Here is a 15,692-nt window from a genome sequence, read left to right on the forward strand (position 1 = left end):
CATTTAATCCTATTTGGGATGAAAGTTTGTGACTCGACCTGTATTTTTATCGAGATAAACTCTAAAATTCAACCCGCCAGCTGTAGCGTCATATGCTGACTGACCATTGAGCATTGCATCTCTATACCCTTTCACTGCAGCCTCTTGCCCAAGATCTAACATTACTTTGTCAGTATATATTTTCGGATCATAGATAGTTTTCTTTTCTGGACTTGGTTTATATTTTCCATCTAAATTCCCCATGCGATCTTTGGTAGGAACTAAGTATTCAACTTCAGAAATACCTTTAACATTTGTAGGTTTCTCGCTTACGATTTTTACGCCATATTTTTTAACGGCATCATAAAACGCATCAGCATTATGCCCACCTGAAATCCCACTCTTTTGCGTAAACCCATCAACCGTTGCCAGATGTTTTGGTTGATCAATTCTGATACTCATCCCATCAGGATAAGTGATTGTCGTAATGCCCTTCTCTGTACTGGTTTTATATGGCAGCGAATTTCCGTCGTACTGACCGCCAGGATACTCTACATTTTTAATATCCTTACCCGGTTTTACTGAATACTCGCCATCGCCAGCAGTCCATGTGATCGATGGATTTTCAGGAATAACTTTGTCTACTTTGGAAGTGACTTTTGCAACAATCTTCTCTGTCAGAGCCGTACCTGTTTTTGCAACACCAACACCACTGGCAACAGCAGTAATGAGATCGGACATGAGTTTACCCGCCTCAAGACCTGCATTGTACGCACCTCCCGCACCTGCCCTCTGATACTCTGATTCCATCAGATTGATACGATCAATATAACTTTGTTTAACGGCATCCGACATCGTACTGAACATGTCGTCGCTCGTGATTAATTGCTTAATCGCATCATAAGTGGCGGCAGGATTTGTGATGGCTTTCGATAAACTCTCGACGGAATCACTAATCCCCTGAGGAACACCAACCAGCATACCAGCCCCGTAGGCGGCCTCCTGCCCGATATCAATAGCATCCCATTTAGCACCGACTTTCAACTGGCATGAGGTGTTACCTTTACAGGCATCAAACTCTTTATCCCGCTCAGAACGTTGTTGGTTGCTAAGATAGTTATTCTCAACCGTCGTTTTGCCCGCCTGAGCCGCCGCTACCGCATTCGCGCTGCTGTCTCCGACAAGCCCGCCAGCCAGACCAGAAGCCAGTGTCGCCAGCGCAGATACCGTCTGTTTTTCTTCCTCGCTCAGTTCGCTGACCTGTTTGCCAAAACCGTCAACCGCAATCTTACCAGCCAGCTCACCCACCGCCGCACCGGCTGCGGCCGACGCCGCATCTCTGCCGGAAGCGGCTGCAAGTGCGGCGTTGACAACCGCATGGGCCAGCACGCGTCCCTTAAGATCCTTCTCCGGGATGGCATTCGCGATGGCATTGGCGATATACGGCGCGGCACCGCCCGCAATCGCAGCTTTAATATCGCCACCTGCCAGCGCCTGAATGGCCGCCGTTGCTGCCGTGATGGCGCGCTGGGTGCTCTGCCCCGTTCCCATGCCAGACTGGTTAAACGCTTCGTTATAGAAGGTCTGGTACATCTGGTCATGAATCGCCTGATCGGTAACCTCTTTACCGTCTTTTTTCAGCTGGCTGATGGCGGCGTTACGCGCATCGCTCCCAGCGGTTTTCATCTTCTCGTTGGCCGCTTCCGTGGCCGCAATCTTGCCGTTGGTGCGCGCAATATCCGCAACCTGATTGCCGATCTCGCCAATCATTTGCGCGGTTTGCAGGCGTTTCTGCTCTTTCTCTTTGTTAAAGATCGGGTCGATGCTGCCGTTGGCATGGTCAGTGTCACGGCTGAGCGTGCTGACGTCCTGCTTCTGGTTAGCCTGGTCGCGAACAATGATAGCACCGTCGGCTACCGCTGATTGCGTGGTCCCTTCAGCATGGCCGCTACCGCCCATTCCTGCCAGCATTGTGCTGGCCATGTTGCTAACCAGATTACCCGCAACCCCGGCGCCGCTGCTGAAGCCGACACCCTGATGTTCAACCTTATACTCCGCCTTATTGTTGATGTCCGTAAAGCCCAGCGTACCGGTCTCAAGGCGGTTTTTGTCTGCATCAGCACGGCTGGCAATCACCGCACCGTCCAGCTGCGTATGGTTGCCAACGTTAATATCAAAGCCGCCTTTGCCAGCGAAGATCCCGGTCTGCTCCTGGACCGAGTCGTAGTTGCTCTTCATCTTGTCGCGGCTGATGCTAAAGCTGCCGCTACCGCTGCCCGCTCCCCAGGTGTAGCTTGCACCCGCATTCATACTCTGCTGTTTGCTGTTGTATTTGTCGCTATCCTGCAGGCTGCTGAGGGTCAGGTCGCGCCCGACATCCGCCGTGACCTTATCGCCGTTGACCTGCGCGCCTTTAAGTACCGTATCGCGGCCGCTGGTCAGGTTGACGTTCTGTCCGGCATCCAGCGTCGTTTCGTTCCAGGAGGTTCCATTGCCTTTTTCGCTGCCTCTGGCGGCGTTTACGCTGGCAGAGACGGTGATGCCCGCGCCATTCGGACCGGCGGTAATACCGATCCCGATTGAGCCACCCTTGCTGGAGTTACTGCCCGTCAGTTTGTTGGTGTCGGCTGCACTCGTCAGGTTGATATCCTGAGCCGCATTGAGCGTCAGATCCTTGCCAGCCTTCAGCTGGCTGCCCGCCACGGTAATATCACCGCTGTTGGCAGCGTTGCCCTGACCTGTCGCCGTGATGGCGAGGTTACCCCCGGCATTCAGCGTGCTGCCGGTCGTTTTGTCCTGCTCCGAGTGTGAGGTGGATTTAGAGGACTGTCCGCCAATGGAGGCCATCACGCCGAACGCGCCATTGTTGGTGGGATCGCTGCCGTTAGCCGCTTCAGCGAGACGGTTGGCCTGCACGGCCTGAACACCCGACAGTGCCGCTTTGGTCGCCTGCAGTGCAGCGAGACGGCCATCGCTCTGGTCTTTCACCGCCATTGCCGTGCTGGCCGCAGTGTTCACCGCGTCACCCACTGCGCCGGAGAGGGCAATCGTCAGGCCACTGCTTTTCTGCTTGAAGGTTTGATCGCTGGTGAGCCTGTCGTGGCCCGGCTCGATCGTCACGCTGTCTCCGGTGAGCGCCATATTTTTGCCAGCCACCAGATCCGCGCCGCCGACATGCAGCTGATTACCGGCGGCAATATCAACGCTCCCCCCCGTCGAGCCCACCGTACTGAAACTCTGGCTCTGGGTGGTGCCCTTCTCACGGAGATCCTGGGTACTTTTGCTGCTGCCGATGGTGAAACCAATCCCGCCCGAGCCCATCAGGCCGGATTTTTTCTCTTCCTTAAAGCGCCAGGAGGTATCGCTGTTCGTCGCTGCCACAATATCGACGTTGTTGCCCGCCTTAAGCTTCACGTCGCCGTCGCCCGCCACGGCGGAACCGTTCACCAGCAGGTTATTGCCCGCCACCACCTGCACGTTATCGCCGCTCAGCAATGAGCCGGATTCACGCGTCGCGCTGTTCTCCTCGATGGTGTGGGTGGTTTTCTTGCTCAGGAACCCTTTTTTGGTTTTAGTCTGCTCTTTGTAGTGATAATCGCTTTCGGTTGCGGTGGCGAGATTTATGTCCCGCCCTGCGCCCACGCCAATATCCCCGTGTGCTGTGACCTGCGCCGCCTGGGTATTAACATCACGGTTCGCAATGATTGTGGTGCTGCTGCCGCTGGCGATCTCCGTTCCCTGCTGGCGCACAGACTGGTTGATCTCGACCTTTTTCTTCGCGCTGTATTTGTCGCTGGTTGTGGTCTCTGCCGCCAGCAGATCGATATCCCGTCCGGCCTGCAGCCCCACGCGATCCTGTGCGGCAAGCGCCGCGGCGTTACTGCGCAGATCGCGGCCTGCGGCCAGCGTCAGATCGTCGCCAGCGCTAATGACCGTACGCGTATTATCCGTCTTCAGGGAATCCGTTTTCGCGGTCTGGCTGTGACGGCTATTCTGCGCCACATCCAGCACCAGATCGTTCCCCGCCCAAAGCGCAGCGCTGCCTCCGGCCGTCAGATTACTGCCCGTAACGTTCAGATCGTAACCTGCCTGCAGGCCAAGGTTGCCTCCGCTGGTGACCGTACTGCCCTGGTTGGTGACGGTCTCATTGAGATTGCGGCCATAACGGTCGCGCGTCACCAGTTGATTCCCTGTAACAGAGATATCATCCAGCGCTTTTAGCAACATATCGCCGCCAGCACTGAGGTTAGCGCCGGTATTGATGATATCTTTCCCGGCGCTCAGGGTCAGGCTGTCCGTCGCTTTGATGGAAGCAAGCGCGCCCAGGTCGGTTTGCGTCAGCGAGACGGCCTGGCTGTTCCATCCGTTCGTGGTACCCGAGATATTCCATTGGTTGGTCAGCGTCTGGTTAACAATACTGCCCCCCACGCTCTCAAGGCTAACCGTCTGCCCGCTGATGGTTGACCCCACGTTATTGATATTGCCCAGGGCGCTAAGCTGCAGGCTTCCGCTGGAACCGATCAGGCCACCATTGATGTTGTTGATTGTGCTCTGGCTGCTGGCAGCCAGCAGGCTTTTACCCTGCAGCGTACTGCCGTCATTCGTGATGCTGCCAGCATTAAGGATCACCTGATTTCCGGCGATAATGCTCCCTTTGTTAAACGCCACGTCCTTCGCCGACAGGTACAGCCTTGGCACGAGGACATTTTGTCCCTCAATCACCGTGTTTTCCCACCACAGGATACTGGAATCCAGCGAGGCAACCTGCTCTTCCGACAGGCTGACGCCGAGCTGTAACCCCAGCTTGTCACGGGCCTGAGCGGCGCGATCGATCAGATACTGCATCTGCTCAAGGTCGGAGCCCACGCCGTTAACGTAGCGGCTACCGGTCTCGTTCAGGATCTGATTGCTGACGTAGCGGGTGTCGAAGGCCGCATCGCCCAGGAAACGGTAATCATATTCCGGACGCAGATTCAGACGCGCCAGGAAATAATCCGACCCCAGGAACTGCGTGGTATCGGTATAGGTTGTACGGGTTTCCTGCGGCGCCGAAGGCGGCGTTGTCCCGGCCAGCTTGTACAAATCATTAAACAGGCTGCTATCCAGTTGCCCTAAACCCGCCAGTTTCGGGTTGGTAACAATGAGATACGGGCTTTTCGGATCGCGGTTTGCCACAAAATAGCCGTTATTGTTGGCCGGTAGCGGATAGTCGCTCAGCTTAATCGGCGAACCATTGCTGGTCAGCGCTGGGGCAACCGACGAGATATCGGTAAGCGAAACAGGACGGTAGTTATAACCCGGTGGCGGAGGCGTTTTCCCGCCGCTGGAAAGCGAAATGATCTGAGCCGTTACCGCAGCGATTTCACCGATCTTATCGCGGGAAGCCAGCGCGGACGTTCCGCTTGTTCCCGACTGCTTCTGCCCCGCCAGCGCTACGGTATCGCTGGCAATAGTCGTATGCTTGCCACCCGCGCTGCCGGGAACCACCAGGGCTGCACCGGTCCCGGTCAAATCAACCGGCGTACCGTTCGCACCGTTCTGGGAGGTTAAGCCTGCAGCCTGCAGGTGAACGTCAGCCAGCTTGCCGCCTGCCTGGCCAAAATCGCCGATGCTCTGGGGACGGTTATCAATCGATGCCAGACCGTTATTACCGGCATTGCGGCTGGTGAGCACTTCCGCATTACCTATGCCACTCCCACCGCCGGGCAGGTTAATGGTCGCCTGCGGTGCGGCAACGCTTTGGCTGCTTGCCGCGCCGAGTCCGGTGGCCTTAGCGCCAGACGCAACGGTCGGGCCGCCAGACAGGTTCAGCCCGGGGGCACTGAGGCCAGGCTTATAGCCCGGGGCGTTCGCCGTGGTGGAGGTATTGCTGATATTGTTGCTGAAGCTGGCGACTACCGCGCCGCCGGCCTGGATAACGGCGCGATAAACGTCTCCGCTGGCCCCTTCAGTGGTCACACTGTCAAGAACATAGCTAATCGACTTCGATACCAGCTTGTCATAGCTTCGCGTGGTCTCATCAGGTCTGCGGGCATATTTATCGCCTACCCCATAGCGATAAACGTTATAAACCGTCGACGTGCCGTTTAGCCATGACTGGTTATTTAAGGTACTTCCTGAAAGCTGAATATTTCTGTTCGCCAGAATCGACGACGCCATATTTTCAACGTTATCAGACCGGGCGATGATGTCTCGGCCGGACGCAATGCGGGACTGCTGCCCCTTCGCGCTCACGGATACCGAAACGGTTTTAACGGCAACTTTTTGAACATCCGCGTCTTCATAAGGCGCATAGTTGCCAAGCATTTCGCTCCAGTCGTCACCGTGGCCGTGATAACTCTGTCCTTCCGTCACATAAATACCGTACTTGCCGGTACCGGAAGAGGAAATCCAGTCCACAGGAATATCCGCCGTTCCACCCTTAACCCAGGACGGTGCGATATTCGTTTCGCTCTGGGCTGCATTGAGCCCATCCCGCTCGTTTACTAAATGCCCGGTCAGGATTGAAATGTCGCCACGCAGGGTTTCAATACTGCCTGAAGTATTCACGACCTCCGCGCTAGCGTTACCTGCGCTGTCGCGCTGCATCCACAGGCTGTTACCGGCCAGAATATCGCCGCGCGCGTTACGGATGCTGTTCGCCAGCAGGCTCATATTATTGCCCGCGTACAGCAGAGCGCTATTCAGCAGCGTGCTTCCGGCGCTGGCGATCAGATCGCCTGCAGTTCCGACAAACCCTGCGTTATTAATACCGTTCAGGCTGCTCAGGCGCAGCGTACCGCCCGCCTCGACGCTGCCTGTACCATTCAGGTTTAGCTGCCCTGCGCTAAGCTGGCTTTCGCCATAGCCCGCCCGCAGCTGGCCGTTATTATTCAGCGTACCCGCAGCGGAAAGCTGTATCCCCTTGCCCTGCATCAGGCCATTGGTCGTGATATCGCCCTGGCTGGTGACGGACAGCGTATTCCCCGCGGCCAGCGTAGTCAGCTGATTATAGGAAGCCTTGCTCGCGAGGGTGAGGTCCCCCAGCGCCACAACCTGCCCCTGAAGGCCGGTATTAGTGGCGTTAATCGCCAGGTTACCCTGGCTAAGCATCCGGGCAGCAGCAGCGTTATTGACCTGCGAGGCGGCAATCCCAAGATTCTGGGTGGCGTATACCGTACCGTTATTATCGAGCTGGCCCGGATTAACCGTCAGGTTCGCGCCCTGCAACATGCCGTCGTTTACAATATAATTACCACCGAGCGTTCCCTGCTGCTGTGCCAGCACCGTACCGCTGTTGTTCAGCGAACCGGCGTTGAGCCACAGCGCAAAGCCCTGCACCCAGCCGCTGTTGGTCAGCCCCGGCGTATTCAGCGTTAGCGTTGCACCACTGAGTAACTGCCCCTGATTACTGCCGCGATCGCGCAGGTCAAGCTGCGTATTACCGTTCCCCTGTAGCGTACCGTCATTATTCAGCGTCTGTGCGCCCAGCTGGAAAGCGCCCTGGCTCAGCATCACGGCATTGCGTCCGTTATCGACGTTACCGCGCAGCGTGGCGTTGAGCGCGGTATTCGCCTCCATGCGGCCCTGGTTATTCAGGCTACCGGCATTCAGCGTCAGGGTGCTCCCCTGGATATGACCGAGGTTGGTCAGGATATTGGCGCCCATGCTGAGCAGGCCGTTGCTTAACAGCTTCGCACCCGCCTGCTGGTCAAGATCGCCGCTGAGCGTGACGCCAAGGCCATCGGCACCGCTGATGCTGCCGCTGTTACTGAGCGAACCGCCCGACAGCGACATCTTCTTCGCCAGCATTTGCCCCTGATTCTTCAGCGTTGGCGCCCCGAGCGTGGCCGTCCCGTTCGCCACCATTGAGCCCGTATTGACCAGGGAGGAGGTCAGCGCGAGATCCGTATTTCCCGCGCTTTGCAGCGTACCGTTGTTCTGTAACTGCCGGGCGTTAACCTTCAGGTACTGCGACTGCCACAGACCATCATTCGTGATGCTCTGCCCACCCGCCAGCAGCGTTCCCTGCGTTTTCATTGATGCACCGGCCCGGTTGGTCAGCCCCTGAAGAGGTTGAAGCGTCAGGGCGTTCAGACCAATCACGGAACCGGCGTTATCGACCGTACCACTATTTACCGTCAGGGTACTGCCCTGAAGGCTGCCCCCGTTTGACAGGCTGCCGCCGTCCAGTATCAGGTCACCGTCAACCAGCAGAGAGCCCTGGTTATTCAGCGCCCCCGCAGCAACGCGCGTACTCCCCTGGCCAAGCAGGCGACCCGTGTTGGTCAACTGGTTATCAACCTGAGCGGTCAGTCCGTCGGTACCGAGTACGCTGCCGCTGTTGTTCCAGCCACTCGCGTTCACGCCGAGCCGTTGCCCCTGCATTATCCCGCCATTCGCGAGCTGACCGGCCTTAAGCGTCAGCTGTCCGCCGGAAAGCAGTTTCCCGCCGGTCAGGTTGTTCAGCGTCGGGGCGGTAATCGACAGCCCGCCGTCGCCCTGAAGCACGCCGCGGTTATTCAGAATATTGACCGCCAGCGTGGCATTACTCGCCGCCAGCTGACCTGCGTTATCCAGCCTTGCGGCCGTCAGGTTCAGCCCCTGCTGAGCGAGCAGCCGTCCACTTTGTTGGTTCGTCAGCTGGTTGCCGATATTCAGGCCCAGATCGCGCGCCTGCACGATGCCCTGGTTGTCGAGATTATCGAGATTAAGCGTGAGCCCCTGCTGCGAAAGCAGCAGCCCCTGGTTGGTCAGCTGCGGCAGGGAAAGCGTCAGCGCCCCGCCGGTGATAATTTGCCCGCCGGTCTTATTGTTAAGTACCAGAGTTGATGGCGTCAGGGAGTTCAGCGCCAGCGCGCTGTTACCCTGCAGCAAGCCGACGTTGGTCAGCAGATTGGTGATGATATTCACCGAATCTCCCGCTAACGTGCCCTGGTTGTTAAGGCTGGCGGCGCTCAGGGTCAGATCTTTTTGTGCCACCAGGCGTGCATTGCCGCGGTTCACGACGTCGCCGGTGAAGCTTAGCCCCACACGGCTCCCTTGTAGCGTTCCCTGGTTATCCAGGGTGGCTCCAGAAAGGACCAGCGCCTCTTTTACAGACATCAGCCCCAGGTTGACCATCTGCGGGATGGAGAGATTCAGCGAGCTGCCGCTAACAATTTGCCCGTTCGTCAGATTGTTGAGCCGCGGCGTGTGCAGCGCCAGCGCGCTGTCTCCCTGCAGGATGCCGTTGTTGTCGATCTGGCCGCTGGTAAGCTCGACACTCATTGCGGCAAGCACACCGTTATTCGTCAGGCTGGCGCTCTGGCTGCTAAGTTGACGGGTCGCCAGCAGCTTGCCCCCGCTCTGGTTATTCAGCTGTTGCGCGACGTTAAGATTTAACGCTCCGGCAGACAATGTGCCCAGGTTGTCAAAGCTGCCGGTCGTCAGCGTCATATCCTGACTCGCCTGAACGAGCCCGCCGTTGGTAAACTGCGGCAGATCGAGATTAAGCGAGCCGCCGGACAGAATTTGTCCACCGGTAAGGTTATCCAGGGCCCGGGTATCGAACGTCAACGCAGCGCTACCCTGCAATAAACCGCTGTTGCTGATGCTGTCCGATTGCAGGTTAAGCGTACCCGCCGCCAACTGCCCGCGGTTATCTACAGCGCCTGCGCGAATATCAAACCCGGCCTCGCTGAGTAACGTTCCGCTGTTTGTTAGCGTGCTGCTGACGTTCAGGCTCGCGCCTTGCTGGCCAAGCAGCGTCCCCTCGTTATTCCAGCTTCCGGCCTTAACGTTCAGCGTCCGGCCCTGTAGCGTACCGGCGTTATCGCCCTTATCCCCGGCAATCGTCAAATCGCCGCCGCTTAACAGCTGTCCGACGATCAGGTTATTAATCACTTTGGCAGCAGGCGTCTGCGCGGCGTCAACACTTCTCAGGCCCGAGGTCTGTGCCGCTTGACCCTGGATCGCCAGCCCACTGTTACCCTGCACCAGGCCGCTATTGTTCAGGATCCCGAGAGCCAGGTGCGCATTATCTGCCGCCAGCGTGCCGCTGTTGGTTAACGTATTGCCGTCAAAAGCCAGCGCCTGGGTGGCAAGCACTTTGCCCGTGTCCCGGTTGGTCAGCGCGTTTTTTACCGCGAGGGTCAGCGTGTCGGCCTGAATCACACCGCTGTTAGTCAGCATTGCGCTCGTGAGATTTAGCGCCTGTTTGGCCAGAAGCGTACCAACGTTGCTGAACGCGTCTGCAACGAGATTCAAAGCACCATTGCTTTGCAGCGTCCCGGTATTGTTCAGCTCTCCGGTGCTCACGCTAACCGTATTTGCTGCCAGAATACCGCTATTATCGAGCTGACTGGCGTCAAGCTGCAGCTTGCCCTGGCTCAGCATTTGCCCGCTGATGGTCGCGGTATTATCCACATTCAGCGTCAGATCGCCTTTACCTGTCAGCGAACCCGCATTAGTGAAATCCACGCCGTGCAGGAGAGCGTTCTGCCCCTGCATCAGGCCAGTGTTGTTCAGCTGCTGGCCGGTAATATCGAGCAGCCCACCACTTAATATCTTGCCTGCTTGATCGTTATCGAGGCCGGTAACGGCAAGTTTAAGACCAATATCCCCCTGCAGCAGGCCGCTATTTTGCCCGCGTCCGGACGAAATAATGACGTTGTTGCCGATAAGCTGCCCGTCGTTACGCCAGCTTCCGGCGTTAAGCGTCAGCAGGTCGTCTGCAAACAGATGCCCCTCAGGCTGGTTGTTTACCTGACCGGACAAATTCAGCTGCACATTCAGTGCTTCCAGACCACCGCGGTTATCAAGAGAAGTCCCGTCCAGGCGCAGGTTTTTCCCCGTCGACATCAGCCCGTCATTGATCAGCGCAGGTACCGTCAGCGCAATATCATCGCCTGCTACCAGCGAACCGCTCTTTTGATTGGACAATGAGGCGGCGGAGAAGCTGAGCTTGCCGTCGGCCTGAATTAATCCGCTGTTATTTGCCTGCCCCACTGCGCTGTCGATGTTAACGGTTGCAGCAGCAATTACCCCTGTATTAGAAAGCGCCCCGCTTTTCAGGCTGAGGGAATTCTGGCTGATAAGACGCCCGTCGTTGTTGAAAGCCCCGGCGAACAGAATATTCAGCGCCTCGCGGCCCAGCATTTGTCCGCGGTTAACGCCGCCAGACTGTCCACCCGCGAGCGTCAGGCTTTTCCCCTGAACCCGGCCAGCGTTATCCAGACGGTCAACATTAAGTCCCACATCACCATCGCTCAGCAATTGGCCGCTGGCGATGTTGTTCAACTGGCTGCTCTGCAGGCCGAGGGACTGGTTTCCCTGAATCAGCCCGCTATTTGTTAAGCTGCTAACCGCAAGACGCGCGTTGCTGCTGATAAGCTTCCCGGCGTTATCACCGCGGGCGGCGTCAATCGAGAGGGTATCGTCTGCCAGCAGTACGCCACTGGCCTGGTTATTCAGCGTCTGTACCGACGTTAACGCCAGATTGCCTGCTTCAATATTGCCGCCATTCGTTAGCGTCAGCGCGTCGATAGCCAGCCCCTGACTGACCGAAATCAGCCCGGCGTTGACCAGCCGATCAACATGTAAACTACCTCCGCTGCCGCTCATTTCTGCGCCTGCAGTATTATTCAATTCCCCGGCGGTGAGCGACAGACCGTTGATAGCAAGCACCTGGCCGCTGTTATCCAGCCGCCCCGCACCGATCTGAACCGTGTCCCCCTGCAGACGTCCGGCGTTCCCTCCCTGCACGGTATTCAGGGTGAGCGCACCGCCGCTCAGGAGTTGACCACCTGAAAGGTTATCCAGCGTATGGCTGCTGACGGAAAGCCCCTGATTTCCCTGCAATAACCCCGCATTTGACAGAGTATTGGCGATTATCGTGCCTGAGCGGCTAATCAGCTGCCCCCGGTTGGTGAACTCAGGTGTCGACAGGTGAAGCGAATCATCTGCCAGCAGCACACCTTTCGCCTGGTTATTCAGCTGCTGGCGCAGCGTCAGCTGTAAATCCTTCGCCTCGATGTTCCCAGCGTTGTCCAGCGTCGCGGCCTCGATAGCCAGCCCCTGGGTGACCGAAATCAAACCGGCGTTAATCAGGTCGGGAATGGCAAGTCTTAGCCCGCTGCCGCTGATAATGCTGCCCTGCTTCTGGTTATGGAGTGAGGAGGCGGTAAAACCAAACAGCTGGTCACCCTGTAGCAAACCGCTATTGGTCATCTGCCGGGTGTTGATGTTCAGCTCGGGCGCCGCGATCTGCCCCTGGTTATCCAACTGCTCGCTCGTAAGGCCCAGTTTGCCTTTGCTGAGCAAATTACCGCTATTGGTGAGGCTTTCGGTTCCGCTCAGGCTAAGCGCAGATAATCCCAGCATCTGGCCATTGTTATCCGCCTTTCTGGTATTCAGTCCAATAGTCTCGCCCTGCACCTTACCGGCGTTGCTGAACCCTAGGGTCTCATTGAACGTCAGCGTACCGCCGCTGACGACTTCGCCTTCGGAGGCATTGTTAAACTGCTCACCGTCAGCGACAAGTGCCGCGCTCCCCTGCAGCAAACCCTTATTGACGAGCGTCTTCGCGTTCAGCGTCGCGCTTTCCGACATCAGACGTCCGTCGTTACTGAGCTGCGGCGTCGCGAGCTTCAGGCTGCGCTGGGCCAGGAGGATCCCCTCAGCCAGGTTATTCAGCTTTTCGCGCAGCTTTAGCTGCAGATCCTGAGCTTCAATCCGCCCGTTGTTATCCAGCGTTAACGCATCAATGGCAGCGCCTTGCTGAGCGGAGATCGCGCCAGCATTAACCAGCTGCTGTACGGTAACGGCCAGGCCGCTGCCTGCCTGAACAGTGCCGGAAAGCCCGTTTGCCAGCGCGCCGACATTCAGATCCAGCGCCCCGCCGCTTTGCAACCAGCCGTCGTTAGTCAGGCTGTTGCCGCTAATGCGCAGATTGTCTGCCGTGACGCCGCCGAAATTAGCAAACTTCCCGGCGTTCACGCGGCCAGTCTGCTGGCTGACAAGCCGCCCGTCGGCGAGGTTAGTAAACGTATCGCGGACATTGACCGACAGATCGTCCAGCCCCGAAGCCTGACCCCCGTTGCTCCACTCCCCGGCGTCAATCGTCAGCGTTTTGCCCTGAACGCTGCCCGCGTTATCAAACGCCGGGGTCGTAAGCGCCAGCGACGCTTCCGCCAGCAGTACGCCGCCTTGCTGATTACTTAATTTCTGACCCGCTTTCAGCGCCATCGACTGGGCTTCAAGATTGCCGCTGTTCGTCAGCATCAGGCTTTCAATGGTTAGCCCCTGCTTCACCGAAATCAGCCCGGCATTCACCAGTTGTGGGATATTCAGCGTCAGCCCGCTGCCGCTGATGATTTTTCCCCCGCTCTGGTTAGCCAGCCTTGTGGAAGCGAGCTGCAACGTTTGCCCGCCCTGCAGCAGGCCGCTATTGTCGAGGGTATTCGCGTTCAGGTTCAGAGCGGATGAGGCCACTCTCCCGGCGTTATTGAACACTGGAGCGGTCAGGTCGAGTGTATTTTCGGCGAGCACGCTTCCGGAGGCCGTGTTGGTAAAGGCGTTATTTAGCGTCAGCGCCAGCGCGCTGGCAGCCAGCTGGCCGTCGTTGGTGAAGGTATTTCCCGTCAGCGTGAGCCCGTTACGGGCCGTCATTTTGCCGCTCGCGTGGTTATCCGTATGCCCGGTAATGGCAAGCGTTAAGGCATCGCTATCCAGCGAACCACTGTTGGTCAACTGGCTGGTATTAAGCTGCAGCGTTTTCTGCGCCAGCAGCGCCCCTCCGGCCTGCTGAACAATGGTTTCGGCGCTCAACGCCATGGCATTATCCGCCTGCAGGGTGCCGCTGGTGTCAATCTGGTTAGCCTGCAGAGAAACGTTGCTGCCGCGGCTCGTACCGCGATGCGTTAAGCTGCCGGCAGCGAGCGTCAGGTTGCCTTTTGCAGCCTGGACACCGTCCAGCCCGGCGGCGTTATGCGCCTGCAACAGCATATCGCCCTGCGACTGAAGCTGTCCGCTCGCCAGCGTCGTAAGTCGGTCGCCGCTGAAGGACAGATCGCCCTGGGCCAGAACCTCCCCGGCGATCTGCGCATCACCCGCATTGAGCTGCAGGCTGCCCCCGCTGGTCAGCGTGCTCCCCTGAAGAGCGCTGAATTGACGGCTGGTGAGCGCGAGATTCTGTTTCCCACTGACCAGCCCGTTGTTTATGACGCTGTCAGACTGCAGCCCGAGCCTGCCGGTGGATAACAATTGCCCGTTTTGCCCGATATTCAGCGCGCCAGTACCGCTAACGCTCAGATCGCTATCGCTGCTGAGCATGCCGTCAATCCAGGCATCCCCCGTTGAGATCTCCAGCACGCCGCCGGCCAGCAGTTGACCAGTATGGTTAAGCGTGCCCAGATCGAGCCGGGTATTTTTCTGCGCCTGTACCGCACCGCTATTGGTAAAACCTCCCGCCTTCACGTTTAGATCGCCGTTCGCGGTCATTTTCCCGCTGTTAGCGAGCTGGCCTGCGGAAAGAGAGATACCGCTGCCTGCCACCATCTTACCCGCATGGTTTGCAGCCCCTGCGACGTTAGCCTGAATGGTGCCAGCCGCATTAACCTCACTGGTGGTATCTGCGGTAAGCGAACCAGAGTTCAGGCTGATGTTTTTACCCGCCGTTAACGTACCGTTAGCGACGCTCAGCTTTCCATTACCGGCAAGCGTAATATCCCCGTCGCTAAGCAGTTTGCCGTTCGTTACCGCCACGTCTGAACGGCTGTTGATCAGCATTGCTCCCGTACTTTTATGTTCGCCGCTGAGGACAACGCTATCCGCCTTCGCCGTCAGGCTACCGCTTGCAAGGCTGTTATTCACCATCAGCTTACCGTTGGTATCCAGCGTAATATCGCCCTGTCGGGCGTTAAGATCCCCGAGGTTAACCCCGACGCCTTTTTCGCTGGAAACAAGACGGATACGGTTGGCGTACATCCCGCCGAGCGCGCCGGTATCCACGGCCACCACGGGCGCGGCACCCTCACCGGCAATCGGCCTGACGCTGCCGTCCGTGCCCACGCGGTTCGCCCCTGCCGTCACCTTCAGGTCGTTCGCATGTATCGCGGCGTTCACTTCCGTCGCGCGCGCAATAATCGACAGCGCGTCGCTCTTGCTGGCATCCAGCCCCTGGCCTTCAACCGTGATGGCGCCTTTCGTCACCTCCAGCGCCTGCAGGTTACCGCTGGCGTCGAACTGCGGTTTCCCCGTGGTCAGGGTGACGTTCGGGGTGTTGATAAATCCGCACCCGTTACAGGTAATGCCGTACGGGTTGGCCACCATGACGTTTGCTGCTTTACCGGCGACTTCCGTATAGCCCTGCAGCTGCGAGCGGCTGGCGCCCGTGACTTCGTTGATAATGCCTTTCGCTTCCCGCCCGGCCTGCAGGTTGGGGTTGTTCTGGATAAGCCCGCCCAGCTGGGTCCGGGTTAAACGGTCCGTGCCGTTGTTGAGGATAAGCCCCTCTTTGCCGACGTTATACTCACCGAACTGGTTATGCGAGATACCCGCCCCGTTGGGCGTGGCGATGTTGACGACCGGCACCCCGTTCCCCGCCCGATCGACCGTGGTCTGCCCGGTCGGCGTCAGCGCCGCCGCGACGGCAGGTGCCATCGGCTGCCAGACCATCAGGCCGCAGACAATCCAGCTGATCAGACGCTGCGAGAAACGAACGGGTGGGTGACGGGTATCCATAGTCGTAGAGT

General features: G+C 58.0%; 1 protein-coding gene. It reads right to left on the bottom strand.

Annotation, left to right across the window (positions count from 1 at the left end; genetic code table 11):
* Window positions 1-9: 9 nt before the first annotated feature.
* Entirely contained in the window at window positions 10-15,681 is a 15,672-nt protein-coding gene (locus ACVCAM_RS11740) for a hemagglutinin repeat-containing protein (protein WP_447093601.1), read from the bottom strand.
* Window positions 15,682-15,692: the final 11 nt, after the last annotated feature.

This window comes from Enterobacter sp. CFEC122 (assembly GCF_052983755.1).

What these genes read in the sequence shown, in the direction of transcription:
- ACVCAM_RS11740 (WP_447093601.1), bottom strand. Translation starts at nt 15,681, where the DNA reads ATGGATACCCGTCACCCACCCGTTCGTTTCTCGCAGCGTCTGATCAGC.